20 protein-coding genes and 1 pseudogene are annotated in these 21,512 nt (G+C 72.3%); 10 read left to right on the top strand and 11 right to left on the bottom strand.

What is annotated here, in order from left to right; all coding sequences use genetic code 11:
- Positions 1 to 2 precede the first annotated feature (2 nt).
- Positions 3 to 1,628 carry a DUF6777 domain-containing protein gene (locus ACIOD1_RS06670; protein ID WP_401900666.1) on the bottom strand — a complete coding sequence of 542 codons (1,626 nt, stop codon included), beginning with the start codon at positions 1,626 to 1,628 and terminating at the stop codon, positions 3 to 5.
- A 263-nt stretch (positions 1,629 to 1,891) separates the two neighbouring features.
- On the opposite strand from ACIOD1_RS06670, the gene ACIOD1_RS06665 reads away from it, so the two are divergent.
- From ACIOD1_RS06665 to ACIOD1_RS06655, 3 genes are read left to right on the top strand one after another with little or no spacing between them, the layout of a single operon-like run.
- A complete protein-coding gene (locus ACIOD1_RS06665; protein WP_401900663.1) occupies positions 1,892 to 2,761 on the top strand; it encodes a YndJ family protein in 870 nt (289 codons plus the stop codon).
- Between the two features lie 33 nt (positions 2,762 to 2,794).
- Entirely contained in the window at positions 2,795 to 3,325 is a 531-nt protein-coding gene (locus ACIOD1_RS06660; RefSeq protein ID WP_401900660.1) for a DUF1990 family protein, read from the top strand.
- An 11-nt stretch (positions 3,326 to 3,336) separates the two neighbouring features.
- Entirely contained in the window at positions 3,337 to 4,821 is a 1,485-nt protein-coding gene (locus ACIOD1_RS06655; RefSeq protein ID WP_401900658.1) for a lipase maturation factor family protein, read from the top strand.
- Here ACIOD1_RS06655 and ACIOD1_RS06650 read toward each other — a convergent pair.
- Both ACIOD1_RS06650 and ACIOD1_RS06645 read right to left on the bottom strand, forming a co-directional pair.
- Positions 4,807 to 5,790: an NAD-dependent epimerase/dehydratase family protein gene (locus tag ACIOD1_RS06650; RefSeq protein ID WP_365619694.1), complete on the bottom strand. Its 984-nt coding sequence runs from the start codon at positions 5,788 to 5,790 to the stop codon at positions 4,807 to 4,809. The two genes, ACIOD1_RS06655 and ACIOD1_RS06650, sit on opposite strands and share 15 nt — an antisense overlap.
- 197 nt (positions 5,791 to 5,987) lie before the next feature.
- Complete coding sequence (locus tag ACIOD1_RS06645) at positions 5,988 to 6,158, bottom strand: hypothetical protein (protein WP_365620070.1); 171 nt, start codon at positions 6,156 to 6,158, stop codon at positions 5,988 to 5,990.
- A gap of 332 nt (positions 6,159 to 6,490) precedes the next feature.
- Between ACIOD1_RS06645 and ACIOD1_RS06640 the strand changes: the two genes are divergently transcribed.
- Positions 6,491 to 6,835 (top strand): hypothetical protein, encoded by a 345-nt coding sequence (locus ACIOD1_RS06640; RefSeq protein ID WP_401901377.1) that lies wholly within the window; start codon positions 6,491 to 6,493, stop codon positions 6,833 to 6,835.
- Between the two features lie 71 nt (positions 6,836 to 6,906).
- Here the strand turns inward: ACIOD1_RS06640 and ACIOD1_RS06635 are convergent, their stop codons facing one another.
- The gene (locus tag ACIOD1_RS06635) at positions 6,907 to 8,370 is read right to left on the bottom strand and encodes an SDR family NAD(P)-dependent oxidoreductase (RefSeq protein WP_401900655.1); all 1,464 of its coding nucleotides are present in this window, start codon (positions 8,368 to 8,370) and stop codon (positions 6,907 to 6,909) included.
- On the opposite strand from ACIOD1_RS06635, the pseudogene ACIOD1_RS06630 reads away from it, so the two are divergent.
- Positions 8,330 to 9,451, top strand: a pseudogene (locus ACIOD1_RS06630) (DMT family transporter); the annotation flags it as partial. The gene ACIOD1_RS06635 and the pseudogene ACIOD1_RS06630 sit on opposite strands and share 41 nt — an antisense overlap.
- Positions 9,452 to 9,565: 114 nt before the next feature.
- Here ACIOD1_RS06630 and ACIOD1_RS06625 read toward each other — a convergent pair.
- The 5 genes from ACIOD1_RS06625 to panD all read right to left on the bottom strand — a co-directional run bounded on the left by ACIOD1_RS06625 (position 9,566) and on the right by panD (position 14,504).
- Complete coding sequence (locus ACIOD1_RS06625) at positions 9,566 to 10,927, bottom strand: transglycosylase family protein (protein WP_365620043.1); 1,362 nt, start codon at positions 10,925 to 10,927, stop codon at positions 9,566 to 9,568.
- Between the two features lie 137 nt (positions 10,928 to 11,064).
- A complete protein-coding gene (locus ACIOD1_RS06620) occupies positions 11,065 to 11,253 on the bottom strand; it encodes a hypothetical protein (protein WP_365619700.1) in 189 nt (62 codons plus the stop codon).
- Positions 11,254 to 11,399: 146 nt separating this feature from the next.
- The gene (locus ACIOD1_RS06615; RefSeq protein WP_401900652.1) at positions 11,400 to 13,583 is read right to left on the bottom strand and encodes a DNRLRE domain-containing protein; all 2,184 of its coding nucleotides are present in this window, start codon (positions 13,581 to 13,583) and stop codon (positions 11,400 to 11,402) included.
- Positions 13,584 to 13,728: 145 nt separating this feature from the next.
- Positions 13,729 to 14,070 carry a GNAT family N-acetyltransferase gene (locus ACIOD1_RS06610; protein ID WP_365619706.1) on the bottom strand — a complete coding sequence of 114 codons (342 nt, stop codon included), beginning with the start codon at positions 14,068 to 14,070 and terminating at the stop codon, positions 13,729 to 13,731.
- Between the two features lie 14 nt (positions 14,071 to 14,084).
- Complete coding sequence (gene panD / locus ACIOD1_RS06605; RefSeq protein ID WP_365619709.1) at positions 14,085 to 14,504, bottom strand: aspartate 1-decarboxylase; 420 nt, start codon at positions 14,502 to 14,504, stop codon at positions 14,085 to 14,087.
- A 451-nt stretch (positions 14,505 to 14,955) separates the two neighbouring features.
- Here panD and ACIOD1_RS06600 point away from each other — a divergent pair, with 451 nt between their 5' ends.
- The 4 genes from ACIOD1_RS06600 (at position 14,956) to ACIOD1_RS06585 (ending at position 17,214) form a co-directional block, all read left to right on the top strand.
- Complete coding sequence (locus ACIOD1_RS06600; RefSeq protein WP_401900650.1) at positions 14,956 to 15,408, top strand: hypothetical protein; 453 nt, start codon at positions 14,956 to 14,958, stop codon at positions 15,406 to 15,408.
- The gene (locus ACIOD1_RS06595; RefSeq protein ID WP_401900648.1) at positions 15,297 to 16,616 is read left to right on the top strand and encodes a sulfatase/phosphatase domain-containing protein; all 1,320 of its coding nucleotides are present in this window, start codon (positions 15,297 to 15,299) and stop codon (positions 16,614 to 16,616) included. The genes ACIOD1_RS06600 and ACIOD1_RS06595 overlap by 112 nt, the downstream gene beginning before the upstream one ends.
- A 124-nt stretch (positions 16,617 to 16,740) precedes the next feature.
- On the top strand, positions 16,741 to 16,965 hold the full coding sequence (locus ACIOD1_RS06590) for a hypothetical protein (protein ID WP_401900646.1): 225 nt from the start codon (positions 16,741 to 16,743) through the stop codon (positions 16,963 to 16,965).
- A gap of 93 nt (positions 16,966 to 17,058) precedes the next feature.
- Complete coding sequence (locus tag ACIOD1_RS06585; protein ID WP_401900644.1) at positions 17,059 to 17,214, top strand: hypothetical protein; 156 nt, start codon at positions 17,059 to 17,061, stop codon at positions 17,212 to 17,214.
- Positions 17,215 to 17,394: 180 nt separating this feature from the next.
- On the opposite strand, the gene ACIOD1_RS06580 is transcribed toward ACIOD1_RS06585, so the two are convergent.
- Both ACIOD1_RS06580 and ACIOD1_RS06575 read right to left on the bottom strand, forming a co-directional pair.
- Entirely contained in the window at positions 17,395 to 18,096 is a 702-nt protein-coding gene (locus tag ACIOD1_RS06580) for a hypothetical protein (protein ID WP_401900642.1), read from the bottom strand.
- A 384-nt stretch (positions 18,097 to 18,480) separates the two neighbouring features.
- A complete protein-coding gene (locus ACIOD1_RS06575; RefSeq protein WP_401900640.1) occupies positions 18,481 to 19,434 on the bottom strand; it encodes a DUF389 domain-containing protein in 954 nt (317 codons plus the stop codon).
- Between the two features lie 221 nt (positions 19,435 to 19,655).
- Here ACIOD1_RS06575 and ACIOD1_RS06570 point away from each other — a divergent pair, with 221 nt between their 5' ends.
- Entirely contained in the window at positions 19,656 to 21,476 is a 1,821-nt protein-coding gene (locus tag ACIOD1_RS06570; RefSeq protein WP_401900637.1) for a glycoside hydrolase family 15 protein, read from the top strand.
- Positions 21,477 to 21,512 lie beyond the last annotated feature (36 nt).

Here is a 21,512-nt window from a genome sequence, read left to right as displayed (position 1 = left end):
GATCAGGCGCTCTCCAGGTTGGGGGCGCTGTCGGCGGACTGATGCAGCGGGTCCGGGAAGCCGAAGGGGTCGTCCGGGACCGCGGTGTCGGGGCCGGTGCGCTCGTCCGGGTACGGGGTCATGGCGGGGTCGTCGGGGAGCTGTCCGGGCTGGTCCTGGGACCGGTCGCCGGGCACGTCGGACGGGGGCGCCCCCGGTACGTCCTGCGGCACGCCCGGCTGCTCGGGCTGGGGTCGCTGCTGGGGCTGCTGCGGCTGGTCCTGGGCGCGGGGCGGGGCGGGCGCGGTCGGCGACGGGCACGGGGTCACGGGGGCGGACGGTGCGTCGGGGCGTCCGTCGGCGGCCGGCGGGCCCGCGGCCGGAAGATCGCCGGACGGCGCGTCGCCGGACGGCGCGTCGCCGGACGGCGCGTCGCCGGACGGGGGGCCGGCGGCCGGCGGGTTGCCGGGCAGCAGGCCGCCGGAGGCGGGATTGCCGGGGAGGACGTCCAGGGGGAACAGGTCGCCGGACAGGACGTCCTGCGGAAGGTCGCCGACCGGGAGGTCCCCGGACGCGGCACCCGAGGACGGACGGTCCGCGGCCGGAGGACCGGCGGCCGGAAGGTCGGCGGGCGGGAGATCGGCAGCCGGAGGACCGGCGGGCGGAAGGTCGGCGGGCGGGAGGTCCGCGGCCGGCGGGCCGGCGGCCGGGGGCCCCGCGGCGGGTGGGGCGACGCCGGACGGGAAGTCGGCGGGCGGGAGGTCCGCCGGCGGGGGCCCCGCGGCGGGTGGGCCGGCTGCCGGGGGTGCGGAGGGCGTCCCGGGCGGGGTGGTCCGGGCGAGGCTGTTCGGGTCGGGCCCGGCGCAGGGGTCCGCCGGATCGGGTTGGGTCGCGGGCCCGTCCGGGATGCCGTCGGCGGGATCGTAGGGGGGCACCACCCGCGGGGGCTTGTCCTGGGCCCCGTCGTCGCCGCTCCTGCGGTCGATCCAGGTGTTGTCGGCGACGTTCACGATGACCAGGTTCTTGATCGGTTGGGCCGTCGGCTCGATGACGATCACCTGGTTGGGCTGGTAGCCGTTCCACTGGTCGCCCTTGAGCACCGGGTTTCCCTTCCCGCCGCGCGGCGAGGACAGGGGGTTCCCGCAGGCGCAGCGGACCCGGGGCATGCCGTGGTCGTCGACGAGGACGGCCGTGCCCGCCTGGAGCACCGCCTGGTAGCCGGCGGGCCGGCCGGCCCGGAAGCCGTGGTCGGTGACGCGGGTGTCGGCGCGCAGGACCACCGGAGTGAGCGCGCGCAGGAAGTCGGGGAGCTTTTCGCGCTCCACCCCGGAGGCCTCGGCGAAGGCGCGGGTCTTGCCGTCGTCGGAGGTGAGGAGGCCGATCTGGCGTTCCACGTCGCAGCTGCCGAGCCGGTTGGTGCCGCCGTAGAGGCCCGGGGTGGCGGCGCCGACCGTACGGATGCCCTTGCCGCTCGCGTTGGGCAGCGGGGGCTGTACGGGTGCGGACTCGCCGGTGGCGGAGGAGGCCGTGAAGGGCTCGGGGCCGGGCGATCCGACGGGTTGCAGGGTGAGTTCGTGGCTCTCTGCCGCGGCTCCCTTGGTGGACTCGGGGGCTCCGCCGCCGCAGCCTGCGGCGAGCAGGCCGACCAAGGCGAAGACGGCGGCGCAGGCCGGTCCGTGACGGCGTGGTACCTGACGGTCTGGGGCGTGCCGGCGCCGCGACTGACGAGGTGTCGGTGCGGGCACGTCTCTCACGTCTTTCACACTGCTCTCCCTTTTCGCCCCGATTGCTTCCTCCTGTCTGCCGCATCTCCCGCCACCCCGCAAGTGGAACGCCGACGAGCGTGTTGAACATGTTCAAACAACGGCGTAGGGTCAACCCCGAGAGTTGAACACGTTCAAAGGAGTGGTTCGTGACGGTGATCGTGCGTCTCATCGTGACCCTCGGGATGTTCTACGTGGTCCCCGCGGGCCTGCGCCTGATCGACCCCACCGGGCTGCGCCGAGCCGCCCGCCTCTGGCCCCTGGCCGCCGTGCCGGGGGCGCTGTGCCTGTGGCTGCCGCGCGGGGGTCCGGCCACGGCGCTCGCCGCACTGTACGCGGCGGCCACCCTGGCCCTGGCCGCGACCGGGGGCGCCCGACTGCTGCGCGAGCGCTCCCTCGCCCCGGCCGAGGTGGCCGCGCTCACCGCGCTCGCCGCGCCCTCCGTCGCCGGGACCGCGCTGGTCGCGGAGCGGGCCGGACACCGGCTCTTCGGCTTCGACCTCGACGTCTTGGCGCTGACCGTCCCGCACTTCCACTTCGCCGGGTTCGCCGCCGCCCTGGTCGCCGGGCTGGTGTGCCGGGCCTCGCCCGGGGCGCGGGGAGCGCGCTGGGCCGCGTACAGCGTCCCGGCCGGAACGCTCCTGGTGCTGCTCGGCTACTTCGTGGACGACTGGGCCGAGCTGGGGGGCGCGCTGGTGCTGACCGGCGGCATGTGGGCGGTGGCGCTGACCACCTGGCGCGAGGTCCGGCCCGGGGCCCGCGACCGCGTCACCGGGACGCTGCTCGGCGTCTCGGCCGTCGTGCTCGTGGCCACCATGCTCCTCGCACTGTGGTGGGCGGTGGGCGAGGCCACCGGCGTGGTCCACCCGACCCTGACCTGGATGGCCGCGACCCACGGGGTCGGCAACGCCCTCGGCTTCGCCCTCTGCTCGCTCCTGGCCTGGCGCCGCCTGGGCGCGGACCGCCCGACCCCCGCCCCCTCCCCCGCCGACACCCCCACCGTCGCCGCCCACCACTGACGGCCTCGCGGCCGTCCGAACGGAGAGCACCCCATGACCCGCCTCAGCGCCACCGGCCGGAGCGTCCTCAGCTACCCCGAGCGGGGAGCGACCGCCCGGCGGCCCCTGCCCGACGGCTACCACCACCTGCACCACCGCACCCGCGTCGGGCAGGGTCGCGAGGTATTCGAGGCGGCCGGAGCGGCCGTCCGCACCTTCGCCCTGCACCGCGCGACCGGGGCGACCGTCCGGGCGGACGGGCCCGCGGCCCCCGGGGTGCGGGTCGAGATCGCCCTCGGGGTCGGCCCGCTGCGGATCGGCGTGCCGTGCGAGGTGATCTGGGTCCCCCAAGAGCCCGACCGGGCCGGCTTCGCGTACGGAACCCACACCGGACACCCCGAGAGCGGGGAGGAGTCCTTCCTCGTGGAGATCGACGGGGACGGCACGGTGTGGTTCGAGGTGACGGCCTTCAGCCGCCCCGTCGCCTGGTACACCCGCCTCGCCGGGCCCCTCGTCCCCGTCCTCCAGCTCGCCTACGCCCGGCTCCTGGGCCGTCGCCTGCGCGGCCTCGCGGCGAGCGCCTGATACTGGAGGGGATGCACTGGTTCACGGAGCCCGGATACTGGACGGCCCGGCTGGTCTTCCAGCGGGCCCTGGCCGGTGTCTACCTCTTCGCCTTCGTCGGGGCCGCCCTGCAGTTCCGGGCACTGATCGGGGCGCACGGCATGCTGCCCGTCCCGCGATACGTGCGGCACGTGCCTTTCCTGCGCGCCCCCAGCCTGTTCCAACTGCGCTACTCCGACCGGCTCTTCGCCCTGTGCGCCTGGAGCGGCGGCGCCCTGGCGGCGGCCTTGGCGGCGGGCGCGGGGGACCTCGTACCGCTGGGCGCGGCGATGGGGATGTGGGCGCTGCTGTGGGCGCTCTACCTCTCGATCGTCAACGTCGGCCAGACCTGGTACTCGTTCGGTTGGGAGTCGTTGCTGCTGGAGACCGGGTTCCTGGCCGTGTTCCTCGGCAACGCGCGCGTCGGCCCGCCCGTGCTGGTGTTGTGGCTGCTGAGGTGGCTGCTGCTGCGGGTGGAGTTCGGCGCCGGGTTGATCAAGATGCGGGGCGATCCCTGTTGGCGCGAGCTGACCTGCCTCTACCACCACCACGAGACCCAGCCGATGCCCGGTCCCCTGAGCTGGTTCTTCCACCACCTGCCCCGCTCCCTGCACCGGGTGGAGTGCGCGGCGAACCACGTGACGCAACTACTGGTCCCGCTGCTGCTGTTCACCCCGCAGCCGGTGGCCTCGTACGCCGCCTGGACCATCGTGGCCACCCAGCTGTGGCTGGTGCTGTCGGGGAACTTCGCCTGGTTGAACTGGATGACGATCACCCTCGCGCTGTCCGCGGTCGACTTCGCGCGGTTCTCGGGGCCCCCACCCGCCGCCGCCTCGCGCGGCGCGCCGCTCTGGTACGCGGTCCTGGTCTGCGCCGTCACCGTCCTGGTGCTGGTCCTGAGCCGGCACCCGGTGGCCAACATGCTCTCGCGGCGCCAGGTCATGAACCGCTCCTTCGACTCCCTCCACCTCGTCAACACCTACGGGGCCTTCGGCACCGTGGGCCGGATCCGCGAGGAGGTGGTGGTCGAGGGGACCTCGGACCGGGTACCGCGCGAGGACGGCGACTGGCGGGAGTACGGCTTCAAGGGCAAGCCGGGGGAACCGGGGCGGATGCCGCGCCAGTTCGCCCCGTACCACCTGCGCCTGGACTGGCTGATGTGGTTCGCGGCGCTCTCGCCCGGCTACGCCCGGGAGTGGTTCGGGCCGTTCGTGGAGAGGCTGCTGGCGGGCGACCGGGACACACTGCGGCTGATCCGCCACAACCCCTTCCCGGACGCCCCGCCGCGGTTCGTCCGGGCCCGGCTGTACCGCTACCGGTTCACCACCTGGCGGGAGCTGCGCGAGACGGGCGCCTGGTGGCACCGCACGCCGGTACGCGAGTACCTCCCGCCGACCCGGCTCTCGCCGGTGGCCGGGCCGGTCGGCGAGCCGGACGGCGGGCGGGGAGGCGGCCGGGGCGCCTCAGAGGCCGAGTAGTTCCGCCTCCCGCTCGGCGGATATGCCCTTCTTCGGGCGGTCCGGGCGCTGCGGGGCGACTCCGCCGATCGAGGTGAGCCAGGCCCAGGTGTCGGCGACGGTCTCCTCGACGGGACGGCAACGCAGGCCTGCGGCATGGGCCTTGCTCACGTCCCCGCCGAACATGTAGTCGTGCAGTTCTCCCTCGGGGAGCCAGATCGGCAGCTCCACCCAGGGCTCGATCCCGGCCTTCTCGATCGCGGCGTCGCCGGTCCAGCGCGGTTCGGCGTCGGCCCCGGTGGCGGCGGCGCAGGCGTCGAGGAGGCTGCCCATCGTGGCGTGGCCGACCGGGGAGACCAGGTTGTAGGCGCCGCCCAGCCCGGCCTCGGCCGCGTCCAGGGTCCAGCGCGCCAGGTCGCGCGCGTCGATGTACTGGAGCGGGAGATCGGGCCGGCCGGGGGCGAGGTACGGGCCTCCCCGGGCGATCCGGCCCAGCCACCAGGGCAGCCGCCCCACGTTCTCGTAGGGGCCCAGGATCAGGCCGGCGCGCACCGACAGGGCGCGGTCGCCGAAGGCGGCCTCGGCGGCGAGTTCGCCACCACGCTTGTCGGCGGCGTAGTCGGTGGCGTCCGCGTCGGGTGAGCCCTCGACGACCGGGCCGTCCTCGGCGAGACCGGCGGGCGCGGGGTAGGTGTACACCGACCGACTGGAGACGTACGCGTACCCGCGGGCGCGGCCGGCCAGCAGCCGGGCGCTGTCGCGGACGGCGGAGGGGGCACCGCTCCAGGTGTCGGCGACCAGGTCCCACTCCCCCTCGGCGAGGGCGTCCAGTCCGCCGGGGGCGGTGCGGTCCCCGAGCAGCACCTCGACGCCCGGCGGCGAGGGGTGGTTCCCTCGGTGGAAGACGGTCACGTCCCAGCCCCGCGCGAGGGCCTCCTCGGTGATCGCGCGCCCGACGAACTCGGTTCCACCCAGCATCAGCAGCTTCATGGAACGAGCCTGCCCGCCGCGACCCGTCGGGGAAAGGTGTGATCGCCGAGAGCGATGACGCTCAGGGCGTACGCACTACGGGAACCCCGCGGCCGAGCCGGGGCGGGCGAGGCGTCGGCCGGGTCCCCCTCCTCGGGGACCCGGCCGACGTCGTTCACGTGCGCGTCCGTTCGTTCCGACGGCGACGTGCGGCGCCTCTAGTCGATGCCGGGCAGGATGTGCGGCTCGGCGAGGTCGTCCTCGTAGCCGGCCAGGCGGATCGGTGCGGAGCGGGCCCAGACCTCAAGGCTTCCCAGCTCGTCGGACCGCTTCTTGGTGGCCCGTGCCGGTCGCTCCGTTGCGGGCTCGGACGTCGTCATTTCAGTCACCGCGCACTCCCTTGTGTCGCGTAACCGGCGGGCTCGTCCGCGCGCCGGATAGGGAAATCAGAATGTTTTCCGGACGCGGTGGCGCCATGGTGGAGCGGAGCCCGGGTGGGGCTCCGTGCGGATCAGATTACACATGTGAGCGGGGTAGCGCTCAATGGAACGGCAAAGTTCACACTGGACGGCATGTTTTCGCCGCGAGTTCAGGATGTCGTGGACCGGCGTGTCCTGCCGGGCGGTCCACTCGGCGGCACGGGAAGTGCGCGGACGCGGACGACGGAGGGGGCGCGGTGGCGAGGTCGGGGGTGCCGGCGGTCGAGAGTGTCGACGCGCTGATGGAACTGCTGCACGGACACCGCGGGCACGGGCTGCGGACGGCGGCGCTGTTGCGCCGCTCGCACCCGTTCGACAAGGAGCTCCAAGTAGCCGGGCTGCTCCACGACTTGGGGCCGCTACGGGCCGCCGGGGGCCCCGCCGGACACCCCGGCGAAGTGCTCGGAGCGCTGCTCGGCGACCGGGTCGCCCGGCTGATGCTCCTGGCCGGCCCGGACGAGGATCCGGCGCAGGACGCCCTGCGTCAGGCGGCCCTCAACGGGCACCACGCGGGTCTGGACGCCGGGGTCGTGGAGGACTGGCGCCCCGTGCTGGAACTGGTCGCCGCAGGGGCGTACGACTGCTGACGTCGGCTCGCCCGAACGGGTGAGGACCCCGCCGCGCGCCGGTCTCCCGGTGCGCGGCGGAGGCGTGGTTCCTACCAGTTGGCGGGGGCGTAGTCCTTGAGGAAGACGCCGAACAGGTCCTCGCCGGCCTCGCCGCGCACGATCGGGTCGTATACGCGGGCCGCGCCGTCGACCAGGTCGAGGGGGGCGTGGAAGCCCTCCTCGGCGAGGCGGATCTTGTCGGGGTGGGGGCGCTCGTCGGTGATCCAGCCGGTGTCGACGGCGGTCATCAGGATCTGGTCCTTCTGGAACATCTCCTGCGCGCTGGTGCGGGTCAGCATGTTCAGCGCGGCCTTGGCCATGTTGGTGTGCGGGTGGCCGGCGCCCTTGTAGCCGCGGCTGAAGACGCCCTCCATCGCGGAGACGTTGACCACGTAGCGGCGGCCGGCCTCGGCGGCGGCCATCGCCGGGCGGAGCTTGCTGATCAGGATGAACGGCGCGGTGGAGTTGCAGAGCTGCACTTCGAGCAGCTCGATCGGGTCCACCTCGGACACCGTCTGGATCCAGCTGTTGGTGTCGTGCAGGTCCGGGACCAGGCCGCCCGCGTCGATGGCGGTGCCGGCCGCGATCCGTTCCAGGGAGGCGGAGCCGGAGACCAGCGCAAGATCGGTGACGTCCTGCGCGCTGAGCTTCTCGCCGTGGCCGGTGGGCAGGGCCGCGACCCGGTCCACGGTGCCGCTGCCGAAGGTGCCGATGACCTCGGAGGCGGGCAGCTCGCCCGCCGGCAGGGGCGCGTTCTCGGCGGTCACCAGCTCGCTGTAGGCGCCCGGGGAGCGGCGCACGGTCTGGGCCGCGTTGTTGATCAGGATGTCGAGCGGGCCGTCGGCGGCGACCGAGTCGGCGAGCGCGACGACCTGGGCCGGGTCGCGCAGGTCGATGCCGACGATCTTCAGTCGGTGCAGCCACTCGGAGCTGTCGGGCATCGCCTTGAAGCGGCGGACCGCGTCGTTCGGGAAGCGCGTGGTGATGGTGGTGTGCGCGCCGTCGCGCAGCAGCCGCAGCGCGATGTACATGCCGATCTTGGCGCGACCGCCGGTGAGCAGGGCGCGGCGGCCGGTGAGGTCGGTCCGGGCGTCGCGGCGCGCGTGGTTGAAGGAGGCGCAGTCCTGGCAGAGCTGGTGGTAGAAGGCGTCGACCTCGACGTAGCGCGTCTTGCAGATGTAGCAGGAGCGCGGCCGCTGAAGTATTCCGGCGATGGGGCCCTTGGTGGCGGCGGTCAGGGCGTTGCCCTGGGTCTCGTCGTCGATGCGTTCGGCGGAGCCGGTCGCGGTGGCCTCGGTGACGGCCTTGTCGTTGGCGGTCTTGGCGGCGCGGCGGTCCTGGCGGCGGCGCTGCTTGACCGTGCGGTAGAGGCCGGCGGTGGCGCGGCGGACGGTGACGGCGTCCGGGTGGTCGACGTCGATCTTGTCGAGTTCGTCGAGAACGCTGAGGCAGAGCGCCAGCCGGTCCGGGTCGATGCCCGGTCCGTACACGTGGTTGTCTTCGGTCACCGTCATGGCCGCTGCCGTTCCCTGTTCGCTCGTCCGCGTCCGCCTGCTGCGGAAGCCGCTGCGGAAGTCCTCAAAACCGCCACTGTACGGAGCCGACACGCCCGGGACCAAACCCGCGCTCGTGCGCCTCACCCAGCGCCAGCGGAGTGTCACGGTAAGGAGCGTTTCGTGGGGTTCGGGTCGCTTCGTACTGTCTTTCCTCGGCGGACCGGTCGGCGCGCGGGCGGCCCGGTCGGCGTGCGGGCCGGACGTACTGCGAAAGGTGTATGCCTGGAGGACTACACGGGTGTCGATCAAGGGGACCTCTGGGCGGATGAAGAGCCCGCCCGGGTGGGGCATGGTGGATTTCATGAGTGCTCTGGCCCTGTCGGTCCTCCTCTGCGCGGTGTCCGCCTTCTCCTACGCGGGTGGTGCGATCGTCCAGGAACACGTCGCGGTCGGCTCCCCCGACCGTCCCTACGCTCCCGTGCGCCGGGCGGGCTGGTGGGCCGCGGTCGCGCTGAACGGCCTCGGCGCGGCGCTGCACGTGGTGGCCCTGGCGTACGGGCCGCTCAGCCTGGTCCAGCCGCTCGGGGCGCTGACCATCGTGTTCGCCCTGCCGATGGCCGCCTTCCTGATGGGGCGGCGGGTCGGCGGAGCGGCCTGGCGGGGCGCGCTGACGGCCACCGTGGGCCTGGCCGGGCTGCTGGCCCTGACCGGCGGAGACGGCGCGGGGCGGGCGACCCTGGCCGGCGGTGAGCGGAGCCTGCTGTTGACGGTGACGGCGGCCGGGGTGGCGGCGCTGTTCCTGGCGGCCCACCGGGCGCGGCGCGCGGTCGTGCGCGGTGTGCTGCTCGCGGCGGCGGCCGGCACGGCCTTCGGGATGGGGTCGGTGTTCACGAAGTCGGCGGCGGAGGGCTTCGAGGTCGGCGGGTGGGCCGCCGTGGACGGACTGTGGCCGGATCTCGCCGCCATCGCGGTACTGGCGGCGGGCGGGCTGCTGCTGTCCCAGGCCGCCTACCGGGGCGCGGGGCTGACCGCCCCCCTCGCCACCGTGACCGTGGTCAATCCCGCCGTGGCGGCGGCCGTCGGCATCTCGCTCTTCGACGAGGGCTTCCGCTACGGGACCGTCGGGACGCTCGCCGCGCTGACGAGCGCCGTGTTGGCGGCGGCCGGCCTGGTCCTGCTCACGGCCGTGCCGCCGCACGTGCGCGGGTCAGGTTCAGATGCCGACGCCCTTGCCGCGGAGGTACCTCAGCGGGTCGATGTCGGAGCCGTAGCCGGGGCCCGTGCGCATCTCGAAGTGGAGGTGCGGGCCGCTGGTGTTCCCGGTCGATCCCGAGCGGCCGATGCGCTGGCCCCCCGAGACCTGCTGTCCGGCCTTGACCGACAGCGCGGAGAGGTGGGCGTACTGGGAGTACCGGCCGTCCGAGTGCCGGATGACCACCTGGTAGCCGTACGCCCCCGCCCAGCCGGCGGACTCGACGGTGCCCGGGCCCACGGACTGGATGCTGGTGCCGGTGGGGACGGGGAAGTCCACGCCCGTGTGGTAACCGCTGGACCAGGACGATCCGGCCACGTGGTAGGCGGTGCCGAGGCCGGCGGACACGGGCATCGTGAAGCCCCCCGACACCGGCTTCGCTGAGGCGGGCTCCGGTTTGGGCTTCTCGGCCTGCTTGCTCGGCGTGGGCTTGGCCGACGGGGTCGGGGTCGGGCTGGGTGTCGGCTTGGCCGTCTCGGCGGGCTTGGTCTGCTCGGGCTTCGGTGCGGCCGGTTCCACCGGTTTGACCGGATCGGCTGTGCGCGGCGGCTTCTCCGGGTTCTGGCTGGGCGGCGCAACCGGGGCGGTGGTGACCCTGAGGGTGAGGCGCTGGCCCGGGAAGATCATGTTCGGGTCGGCGCCGACGGTGGACCGGTTGGTCTCGTAGAGGGCCTGCCAGCCGCCCTCGACGTGCTGACCGGTGGCGATGGCCGAAAGGGAGTCCCCGGGCGCGACGACGTACGGGTTCGGCAGGACCGAGGTGCCGGTCGGTTCCGGGGTGGTGCCCTGGGTGCCGGAAGGGGTCCCGGTGGTGGCCTTGGTCGGCACGATCAGGTCCTTCGGGGCCTGCCCCTGGGGCTTCGCCGACGGTGTGGCGGAGGACTGCGCGGGGACCTTGGGCGAGGTCGTCGCCGGGGTCTTGGTGTCCACGGCGGGCGCGGGGCCGCTGCGGCTGAGTCCCGACTGCGGTCCGCAGACCGGCCAGGCCTGCGGGCCCTGTCCCTTGAGGACCTTCTCGGCCACCGCGATCTGCTGGGCCTTGGTGGCCTGGTCGGCGCGGGCGGCGAAGGCGGTGCCGCCGAAGGCGCGCCAGGTGCTCTGGCTGAACTGGAGGCCGCCGTAGTAGCCGTTGCCGCTGTTGATCTGCCAATTGTTGGTGGACTCGCAGGTCGCGACCTTGTTCCAGGTGTCGATGGAGGCCGCGTCCGCCACCCCCGCGCCGACCAGGGGAAGGGCGATCCCGGCACCACCCGCGGTGACGACGAGCGACGCCCGGTTGATGCTGCTCGGCTGGTACCGGCGATGCCGGCCCCGTACACCCATGGGAGCCCCCTTGAAGACGTGCAGGAACCGCACAACCTAACGGTGTGCCACATTCCTGACAAGGGCCACAACCAGCCGCCGTCAAGCGCAAGTTGAACGTTCCGTCGCCGCGTCGGGGGCGGCGGCGACCCGAAGCCTCAGCTCAGCGGGCCGGGCTGCGGTACCGGCGCGGGTCCGGGCGGCGGCGGGATCGGGTCGGGCTCGGGGAAGGGCGCCGGTACGGGCGGCACGGGGCGCGGTACCGGTCCGGGCTCCGGCGGGACCGGCGGGGGCACCGGATCCGGCTCGGGGACCGGGGGCTGCGTCTGCTCTTCGTTTCGTCCCATGTACCCCAGCTTCCCGCGATCGCGCCGGATACGCCCTTCGCGATCGGCCGGGCGGCGGCGCGGTCCCGTGGCGTCCGGCGCCGGACGTGACGGCGCCCCCGCGCGGCCGGGGGCCGTACGGGGGCGCCGTGGTGCGGGGTCGGGGGTCAGCCCAGGACCACCGGGGTGGCGTCGAGGCCTGCCGTCGTGCCGCGGAAGTACACGGCGCGCCCGTCGGCGGTGACCGCACTCAGGTCGGTGATCGCGTCACCGGTGAGGTCGGCCGCCGCGCCGAGGTGCGGGTAGGCCGCCGCGGTGAACCCGGAGCCGATCTTCGTACGGGGGGCGGTCCCCCAGCTCGTGGCGTCGAGGCGGCCGTCGGCGCCCGCCGTCCCGAGGACCAGGAAGAGGTCGCCGCCGACGTCGTCACGGACCCAGAGGTCGGCGGCCCCGTCCCCGTTGGTGTCGCCCGGGGCGATGACGGTGGTGTGCGTCCAGTCGGCGCCGCCGACCTCGACGGGGGCCGCCGTCCAGTCCAGGTACCCCATGCCGTTGGCGGTGTAGAGCCACAGCCGGCCGCCCTCCCCGATCAGCAGGTCGGACAGGCCGTCGCCGTCGATGTCGCCGGCGGAGGTCGCCTGCCGGGCGTCGGCCCAGTGCGCGTTCGCCTCGTCGAGGACCGACAGTTCCTGACGGTTGAGGGCGTCCGCCCCGCCGAGCCCCGTGTTCGGGTAGGACCACAGCCGGGGCGCGGCGCCGCTGCCCCGCGGAGTCAGGACGAGGAGGTCGTTGTAGCCGTCCTCGCCCCAGTCCCCGCCCGTGACGAGCTGGGAGCCGGGCTCCAGGGACACGCCGCCGTCGGTGGGGGCGGCGAAGGTGCCGTCGCCGTGGCCGGCGCGGAACTGGAGGCGGCCGTCGGGGGCCAGGGTCCACAGGTCGCGGCGCCCGTCGCCGTCGAGGTCGCCCGCCGCGTCCGGCTGCGCGGGGCGCTTGACGTAGAAGCGGTAGCTCGTGGTGTCGGAGCGGTTGCCCGCCTTGTCGACGCCGTAGGCCTGGAGGGTTTCCGGCCCGGCCCGCAACGGGACGAGGACCGCGGCGGCGCCGGGGGCCACGCTGCGCTGCCGCGGGTCGGAGTAGGTCCAGTAGACGATCTCCGCCAGGTCCTCGACCCCGCCGTCGGCGAAGGTGAAGGTGCCCGGGGTGCGCACGGTACCGGTGTGCTCCGGCTGCCCCTGGTCGGCGTTCGGGTACTCGACCGAGGAGACGACCGGAGGCGCGGAGGGTCGGACGCGGTCCACCGAGAAGGCGCAGCTCGGTGACCACGCGGAGGCGGCACCGGCCTCGTCCACGGCGCGGACGTCCCAGGTGTAGCGACCGTCGGGCAGGTACTCGTCCGGCACGGACCAGGTGGTGGACGCACCCCGGGTGGCGGACACGGACTGGGTGCGCAGCGGGCCGCTCCCGCCCTCCGTGAAGATCCGGAACTCCGCGGTGAGGCCGCCCGCCGACCCGCCGGCGGTGGCCGACAGGCTGATCCGGGTGTTGCCGATGAGACCGCCTGTGCAGGCGGTGGCGGGGTGGGTGGTCGGGTCGGAGACGGTGGGCGGCGTGGTGACGGTGCTCTCCAGCGTCGCGGCCTTGGCGTCGAAGCGCTTCCACGCCGTGGTGTCGCCCTCGTCGGCGGCGTAGAGACCGACGGTGACGCTGCCCCGCTTCGTGGCCGCCGCGTCCTTCAGCAGGGCGGTGACGTCGAACTCCAGGTTCCCGGCGGCGCAGGCCGGACGGCCCTTGGCGGCGGTCACCGTGGCGATCTTCGTGCGCTTGGCGGGCTGCCCGTTCCAGGTGGTGTTCGCCGAGAAGGGGTCGACGCTCCACAGTTCGACGGGCTTGGCCGTACAGCTTCCCGCGCCGGTGTTGGCGATGCGGAAGGTGGCCTGTGCGACCTGGCCGGCGCCCAGGTTCGCCGTACCGAGTTGGAGGAAGGAGCGGGAGAGCCCCTGCGATCCGCCCTCCTGGCCGACGCTCAGGGCGTCGGCGGACTTCCAGTAGCCGGCGTTCGGGTGTTTCCTGGCCACCCGGGTCCACGTCTCGACGGCGCCGAAGACCGTGGTCGAGGCGACGGCGGTGGCCGGCGCCTCGGCCGTGGACGTGCCCGTGGCCGTGGACGTGGCCGTGGACGTGCCCGCCGACGTTCCGGTGGTCGTGCCCGTCGGTGTACCCGCGGGTGCGGCGTTCGCCGCCGGCGCCAGTGCGGCGAGGCCCGTCGCGGTCGCGGCGGCGGCCAGCGCGAGCGCGACCGTACGTCTGGACCGGCCGCCTTCCCGGCCCCCCGACCTGCTGTTCTTGTACATGAAACGCCTCCCCTGCCCTATGACGATCAGAGCGGACCCTAGTCAAGATCCTCGGGGAGGGGTATCGAAATACGGGCGGGCGGAAGCGTCGCTCCCGCGGTGGCCGCGGAGCGCCGACGGGACGCGCTCCGGGGCCGAACGCCGATCACCACAAGGTCGAGTCGCTGTCCAACTGCGCCTTGGCCGCCTCGACCAGCGCCGCCGGCGCCTCGGGGGCCACGTCGGGGTGGCGGGCGGCCCAGCTCGCCGCGTACGGGCACAGCGGCACGACGGGGACGCCCTCGGCGGCGGCGATCCCGTAGAAGGTCTTCACCAGGTCGCCGGCGATGCCGCGACCCTCGTGGCCCGGCTCGACCACCGTGTGGACCGCCACCAGGGCATGGGGCTCCGCGGCCAGGACGAAGTACGCGATGAACCCGACCACCGCCCCGTCCTCGACGGCCAGTAGCCGCCCGGCCTCGCGGTCGTCCTTCAGCTCGATCGTCATCGTCCCGACTCCCCTCAGACAGCCACCGCGTGGGGGCTGCGCTCCTGGTCCGTGCCCGGCACGGGCGCGGACGGATCCGCACCCAACTCGATGATCTTATTGTCGGCGTCCACGTGGACGACGCGCGGAGTCAACGCGCGGGCCTCCGCGTCCTCGACCTGCGCGTAACTGATGAGGATCACGAGGTCCCCGGGGTGCACGAGGTGCGCGGCGGCCCCGTTGATCCCGATGACCCCCGAGCCCCGCTCCCCCTCGATGACGTACGTCTCCAGGCGGGCGCCGTTGGTGATGTCGACGATGTGCACCAGTTCGCCGGGCAGCAGGTCGGCCGCGTCGAGCAGATCGGCGTCGATGGTCACGGACCCGACGTAGTGCAGGTCGGCCTGGGTGACGGTGGCCCGGTGGATCTTGGACTTGAACATGGTGCGCAGCATTTTGAACTCCTAGAAGACGGCTCCCTGCCAGCTTTCTGCAGGTCAGGGGCGGTCTCACCCTACACTGACACCCGTCGGATCGAAGATTGAGAGGAACATCAATTCCCGCTGGCGAGAAGGCTCCTTGCCTGCACGTCCATGCGAGCCGGGCTGTTGTGGCGCCGCCGAACAGGCGTCGAATCGGACAGCCACTTCGGAATGTTTGGGGAATGATTTGGGGAATGATGCTGACCCGATGCCGATTTACCTGACGACACATCAGGCGTGTCAGGGATGCAGGACGACTCACTTCCCCCTGGGAGTACCTCAGGCTTCCCCAACGTGATCAAGTAGCCGGTCGCCGCGGGCGGTTTGTGTCACGGCAGTTCGCACCCCCCGCCTCCGGGGCAGTTGCCGTGCCGATGTATCCGGCTCTTCGGCCTGCCCGCAGGGGATCTCGCGGGAGCAGGCCGTGACCCCGCGCGAGCTCAGGGAGGACGTGGGCGGGGACAAGCAGCAGCTCGTGCCGGCGTTCTTCCCCGACGAGGACTCCGCCGACCAGGCCGCGCAGGCACTGCGGGACTGGGAGAAGGCCACCGAGTACATGAAGGTCGACGCGATCGGCGTGCTCGTGAAGGACGAGCAGGGCCAGGTCAAGGAGCACAAGCTCGGACGCAGGGCCGGCAAGAGGGGAATGGGGATCGGCGCGGTCCTCGGCGTGATCGCCGCGATCCCCACTGGCGGCCTCTCTCTGGTCGGCGGAGCCGTCGCGAGCGGGGTCGGCTGCTCGACCACCTTGAAGAAACCGATCAGTTGGACAACACCATCATCACGGTGGTCTCCGACAACGGGGCCGGCGGCGAGGGCGGTCCGAACGGATCGGTCAACGAGAACAAGATCGCCAACGGCGTCCCGGACGACCTGACCGAGGACATGGCCATGCTGGACGAGCTGGGCGGCACCAAGTCCTACGGCCACTACCCGAACGGCTGGGCGATGGCCTTCAACGCCCCGTTCAAAATGTGGAAGCGCTACTCGTTCAACGGCGGCACCTGCGACCCCCGCGTCATCTCCTGGCCGGCCGGCATCAAGGCCCGCGGCGAGACACGCGACCAGTACCACCACGCCGTCGACCTCGTCCCGACCCTGCTGGACTGCCTGGGCATCGAACTCCCCGAAGAGGTCAAGGGCTACACCCAGCACCCCATCGAGGGTGTGAGCATGCGCTACAGCTTCGACACCGGCAGCATCCCGACCGCCAAGCACACCCAGTTCTACTCGGTGCTCGGCTCCCGGGGCATCTGGCACGACGGCTGGAAAGCCGTCACCACCCACCCCACGCTCAGCGGATGGAGCCACTTCCCCGACGACACCTGGGAGCTCTACAACACGATGGAGGACCGCGCCGAACTCCACGACCTCGCCGCGCAGGAACCCGGCAAACTCGCCGAACTCGTCGGCCTGTGGTTCCACGAGGTGGGCGCCCATCAGGCATTCCCGCTCGACGGCCGCTCCGCCGTCGAGATCATCACCAACCCGCGGCCCCAGCTCGCCCCGCCGCGCAACCGCTACATGTACCGCCCAGGCGGCACGGAAGTGCCCGAGTCGGTCGCGGTCTCCATCCGCGGGCGCTCCTACTCGATCGGCGCCCTGGTCGACCTGCCCGGCCCGGACGCAGCCGGCGTGCTGTTCTCGCACGGCGGCCGGTTCGGCGGCCACGCCCTCTACATCAAGGACAACCGGCTGCACTACGTCTACAACTTCCTAGGCAGCCAGGAGCGGCGGATCAGCGCGACCGAGCACCTGCCGGCCGGCCGCGACCTGCTGCTGGCGGCGTCCTTCGACAAGGACGGTGAGGACCCGCCCGGCACGGCCCACGGCACCCTCAGCCTCTACTACGGCGAGCGCAAGGTCGGCGAGGGCCGGATCAGGACCCAGCCGGGCAAGTTCAGCGTCGCGGGCGAGGGCCTCAACATCGACCGCGACGGCGGCGACGCCGTCACCGACGACTATCCCGGAACCCGCCCCTGGGCCTTCACGGGCGGACGGATCGAGCGGGTGGTCATCGACGTCAGCGGCACGGCGTTCGTCGACCTCGAACGCGAAGCCGCCGCCATGCTCTCCCGCGAGTGAACGGGGCCGCCCGCACCCCGGCCGTTGCGGCTGGGGCGCGGGCCGTTGACCTCTCAACCGCGTCGGGTGACGAACGCGGGCGCCCGCCGCCCTGCCCGAGGCGAGAGTCAGGGGTGGTGATGGGATGACCGGCGTAGACCTCTCCACTTGGCGTGATGGCGACTCCAGACGCGCGATCGTCGCGTTCGTCGAGTCGGTCACGCGGCCCGGCGCAGCGTTCGTGCCGGCGGCGGACCGGATCGCCACGTTCGACAACGACGGCACCCTGTGGGTGGAACGGCCGGCGCCCCCGCAGTTCGACTTCCTCCTACGCGTCTGGTCCCAGGCGGTGCGCGAAACACGCGCATGAAGTCCCGGCCGCCGCAGGAGCAGACGAACACCCTGAATTGCGTAGATGTGTTCCGGCTTGCCGGCGCCCAGGGCGAGTCCGCCGAACATCGAGATGCTCACCACCGCCGCGTTCTGCCTGCTGATCAGCCACGACGACGCGGAACGCGAGTACGCCTACACGAAATCGGCGGACACCGCCCTGGCCAAGGCCGAACAACTCGGCTGGGTCGTCGTCAGCATGAAGGACGACTGGACCACCGTGTTCTAGGGCCGGTCGAGGCACCAACGGACGGCTTCCTCTCGCGCCGCCGACCGGCTCGCGCTGCCCCCGCGGCTGCGCGGTCGCCTGTTTTCCGGCGTCCTGCGGTGGATCCCGGATGCGGTTCCGCCCATGCGGGTGGGCGTTGTGGTCGGGTGTGGCGCACGAGTGCAGTGTTTCGGCGGTCTGTCAGGCGAGGACGTTGACGGCCCGGGCGATGACGAGTCCCAGGATGACCAGAGACACGATGGACTGAAGGATCATGACGCACTTGGCCCAGGGGGCGAGCGGCATGACGTCGGTAGGACTCAACGCGGTGGAATTGGTGAATCCGAGGTAGAGGTAGTCGATGTAGCGGGGACGCCAGCGCAAGGCGTTCAGTTCGGGACTGAGCTGTTGGGGAAAGGCGAGCGCTGGAGTGGCGGGCATGTGGTGCGCCCGGGCGGCCGGCCCGCCGCTGTCGAGTTCGAAGTACAGCAGGGAGAACGCGAGAACGGTGGAGGCCCAGACGCTCCCGCCGGCCAGCAGGAGGGCACTGGCCGAGTTGGTCTCCGTCCCGCCGTGGATGAGATCGTCGATCAGTCGGACGGTTGACCAGATGGCGCCGCATGCCAGCACGGTGGCCAGGACGATCGACACGGCGCGCAAGGCAGTCGAGCGGCGGCTGATCCGAAGGGGGTCGCCCGAGATCAGCGCCACCAGGAGCAGTCCTTCGGCGAGGGGAAGCGCCCATCGGGGCCCCAGGCGCAAGTCGTCGGGCAGGAGCAGGGTCAGCACCGCGGAAGCGATGACGGCTCCGGCCATCGGCCAGCGGCTCTCGGCGGGCTGCGCAGGCTGCGGCTCGTGCGGATCGCTCGTACGGTTCGTATCGGAGGCACTGTGTCCGGTCACGGCCGACTGCTGCCCGGGCTCGGTGGCGGGTCAGATCGCGGTGTCAGCCGCGGCAACGGCACTGCCGGTGGCGGCGGTCGCCCATGATGTCGCGCTCATCTGCGGCTCCTCGAAGGTGCAGGCGTGTGGCGGCGGCTGCCACCACGACCGTTCCCCGCTCGCTCGCCCGCCGCGAGGCTGGGATCTTGGTTCCCACCGTAGACCGAAGTGAATGCGGCGGTATGACCGACACGCTCCGCACCCACATGCCTGCCGAAGCCTCGGGCCTCGGGCCAAGACGGACCTTAGACGGACGATACGAACGCCATCCCCGCAACTGACACTTCCGTGATCGCGCTCTCTGACCGGAGACCCTCCGTCGGGGTTCACGGCCTGGGAGCACCCCTACTGGCGGGCTGCGCATGCGCGCCGTGCACCGACCCGGCGCCAGATCTCCCGCTGGCAGCGGAGCGTACCCGTGCCCACCACGATCAGCACCACGATGTTGATCACCAGCTGAACGAACGAGCCCCAAGCCTCGCTCCAGCTGGTGAAAGCAACGGAGACCGCGATGTCCGCCGCGGCTGGAATGGTCGTGACCGAGATGAAAACGCCCAGCAGCGCACTCGTCCTCGCCTCGGTGAGGGAGACGATACCGACGACGCCGGCCAGCCCGGCGACGGCGAACGAAAAGAAGTTGGGCGAGTCGATCAGCTGGGAGACCGGCCGAACGCCCAGGCTGAACGCCCTGGACTCGAAGCCGCACCAGCGGATCAGCAGGCTGAAGAGAAGGGTCACGACGATGGCCAGGAGAAAGCCCGAAAGCAGCGCCCGCAGCCCCTGCCGGACCCGGGACCGGTTCCCGCGGTCGATACCGAGCGCGATGCTGACGATGGCCCCGTACTCGGGGCCGACGACCATGGCAGCGACGATGAGGATCTGGGAGTTGGTGACGATTCCGACCGCACCGATGAGTCCTGCGACGACCAGGTAGAGGTAGAAACTCGGCGCATACGTCCCCTCGGCCCGGATCCGTGCCTCGACCTGCTCCCAGACGGGTGCGTGGATGAGTGCACCGTGCCCGCCCGCCCTGGCGCCGGCGTCCCCGCCGACGAAGGCCATGTCCACCGGTTCGATGACAACGGAACCGCGCTTGTCCAGGTGCAGCGCACGCAGGGCCCGCAACACGTCGTTCGCCGCGCCGGTCAGCACGTCACAGGCGAGCGAGTCGCCGTCCGGGTGACGCACGGCGCCAGGCTGCACGATCAGGTTCAGGACCGAGGGGTCACCCGCAAGGAGGTCGACGACCCGGCCGGTGAGATCCGGCGGGCTCACCGCGCGGACATGGATCATCTCCAACCCTGAACCCTCACGTCTGACGGGATCCCGGCTTGCTGCCGGCCTCTGCAGGATCGCTCATACGGACCGCACAACCACGGCAACGCCGCGCGCCGGGCGCCGGGCATTGGACGCCCCCCCAGAGACCCGGGCCGACGGTCGGCCGCGCCCGCCTCGACGGGCGCTTCCGGCGGTCCTGGCCGATAGTGATCCCAAAGGACCACACTGACCTGGGGACACTCATGGACCGCTACCCGCCCATCGCCGAGCACGGCCTCATAGGCGACCTGCAGACCGCGGCGCTGGTGACCTCGCGCGGCGTCGTCGACTGGTTCGCCGCACCCCGATTCGACTCCCCCAGCATCTTCGCCGCCCTGCTGGACCACGATCGCGGCGGCTATTTCCGGATCGCGTCGGCGGACCCGGAGGCCAGCTGTAAACAGCTGTACTACCCGGACACCGCCGTCCTGGTCACCCGCTTCATGTCCCCCGACGGGGTGGGTGAGGTGCTCGACTGGATGCCGCCGAACACCAGCCGCACCCCGACCGACCGGCACACCCTGATCCGGACCGTGCGCACCGTGCGCGGCACCGTCCGATTCGATATGGAGTGCCGCCCCCGGTTCGACTACGGCCGGGCCGCCCATGACCTCGACCTGCGCCCCGAAGGGGCCGTGTTCCGGGCACCGGGAGTCTGCGCGCACCTCCAGAGCACCTTTCCGGTGGAGCGTGACGCCGACGACCTGCGGGGCTCCGTCACCCTGAACGTGGGCGAAGCGGCAGCAGTCGTCTTCACCGTCTGCGACGCCGACGGCCAGGCCCCGCCACCGCCCACCATCGACGGGATCACCCAACAGCTCTGGGGCGCCGTCGACTTCTGGCAGCGCTGGGTTCGCGGATCCAACTATCGCGGCCGGTGGCCCGACATGGTCAACCGCTCCGCCATCACCCTCAAGCTCCTCACGTACGCGCCCACCGGCGCCCCGGTCGCCGCCGCCACCATGGGCCTGCCCGAACAGGTCGGCGGCGAACGCAACTGGGACTACCGCTACACCTGGGTACGCGACGGCTCGCTCTCCGTACGCGCGCTGCTCGACCTCGGCTTCGTCGAGGAGGCCACCGACTTCACACACTGGCTCGGCGACCGGCTGCGCGAGTCCGCGGACAAGGACGGCGAACGGCTCCAGATCATGTACCGGGTCGACGGCGAACCCCTGTTGACCGAGGAGATCCTCAGCCATCTGGAGGGGTACCGGGGTTCCGCGCCGGTCCGGCTGGGAAATGCGGCCGCCGATCAGTTGCAACTGGACATCTACGGCGAGGCACTCTACGCCCTGTCCGAGGGGCCCGAGATCGCCATCCAGGCCGGCTACCGGGGCTGGAAGGTGCTCTCCCGGACGCTGGACTGGCTGGCCGATTCCTGGGACCGTCCCGACGAGGGAATTTGGGAGACTCGTGGCGGCCGCCAGGACTTCACCTACAGCCGGGTCATGTGCTGGTCCGCCTTCGACCGCGGCCTGCGGCTGGCCGCCGAGTTCAGCCGGCCCGCCGACACCGACCGCTGGACGAAGACCCGCGACGCCATCCTGGAGCAGGTCATGGAGCGCGGCTGGAGCGAGTCCAGCCAGGCCTACGTCCAGCACTACGGCGACGATGCCGTCCTCGACGCCTCCCTTCTGCTCATGCCCCGCGTCGGCTTCGTCGCGCCCAGAGACCCGTCCTGGCTCTCCACCCTGGACGCCATGGACCGCACCCTGGTCTCCGACAGCCTCGTCTACCGCTACGACCCGGCCGCCTCCCCCGACGGCCTGCGCGGCTCCGAGGGCACCTTCAGCCTCTGCACCTTCCTGTACGTGGACGCGCTGGCCCGGGCCGGGCGCCTGCGTCCGGCCCGGTACACGTTCGAGAAGATGCACACCTACGCCAACCACGTCGGCCTCTTCGCCGAGGAGGTGGGCCCCAGCGGCGAGCAACTCGGCAACTTCCCGCAGGCCTTCACCCACCTGTCGCTCATCATGGCGGCGAGCACCCTGGACGAAGCCCTCGACCGGCAGCGCGACTGAGACGACCCGGGGAGCGATGGCCATGCAGGCGCACCG

Source organism: Streptomyces sp. NPDC088097 (genome assembly GCF_044741845.1).
GTDB lineage: Bacteria > Actinomycetota > Actinomycetes > Streptomycetales > Streptomycetaceae > Streptomyces.
This window is presented reverse-complemented; position numbering and strand designations above follow the sequence as displayed.

Excerpts from the sequence above, each read along its gene's own strand:
- ACIOD1_RS06590 (WP_401900646.1), top strand. The coding sequence starts at position 16,741 with ATGACCGGCGTAGACCTCTCCACTTGGCGTGATGGCGACTCCAGACGC.
- panD (WP_365619709.1), bottom strand. The coding sequence starts at position 14,504 with ATGCTGCGCACCATGTTCAAGTCCAAGATCCACCGGGCCACCGTCACC.
- ACIOD1_RS06570 (WP_401900637.1), top strand. The coding sequence starts at position 19,656 with ATGGACCGCTACCCGCCCATCGCCGAGCACGGCCTCATAGGCGACCTG.
- ACIOD1_RS06660 (WP_401900660.1), top strand. The coding sequence starts at position 2,795 with ATGACCCGCCTCAGCGCCACCGGCCGGAGCGTCCTCAGCTACCCCGAG.
- ACIOD1_RS06610 (WP_365619706.1), bottom strand. The coding sequence starts at position 14,070 with ATGACGATCGAGCTGAAGGACGACCGCGAGGCCGGGCGGCTACTGGCC.
- ACIOD1_RS06635 (WP_401900655.1), bottom strand. The coding sequence starts at position 8,370 with ATGACGGTGACCGAAGACAACCACGTGTACGGACCGGGCATCGACCCG.
- ACIOD1_RS06620 (WP_365619700.1), bottom strand. The coding sequence starts at position 11,253 with ATGGGACGAAACGAAGAGCAGACGCAGCCCCCGGTCCCCGAGCCGGAT.
- ACIOD1_RS06640 (WP_401901377.1), top strand. The coding sequence starts at position 6,491 with ATGGAACTGCTGCACGGACACCGCGGGCACGGGCTGCGGACGGCGGCG.
- ACIOD1_RS06655 (WP_401900658.1), top strand. The coding sequence starts at position 3,337 with ATGCACTGGTTCACGGAGCCCGGATACTGGACGGCCCGGCTGGTCTTC.
- ACIOD1_RS06625 (WP_365620043.1), bottom strand. The coding sequence starts at position 10,927 with ATGGGTGTACGGGGCCGGCATCGCCGGTACCAGCCGAGCAGCATCAAC.
- ACIOD1_RS06650 (WP_365619694.1), bottom strand. The coding sequence starts at position 5,790 with ATGAAGCTGCTGATGCTGGGTGGAACCGAGTTCGTCGGGCGCGCGATC.
- ACIOD1_RS06615 (WP_401900652.1), bottom strand. The coding sequence starts at position 13,583 with ATGTACAAGAACAGCAGGTCGGGGGGCCGGGAAGGCGGCCGGTCCAGA.
- ACIOD1_RS06585 (WP_401900644.1), top strand. The coding sequence starts at position 17,059 with ATGCTCACCACCGCCGCGTTCTGCCTGCTGATCAGCCACGACGACGCG.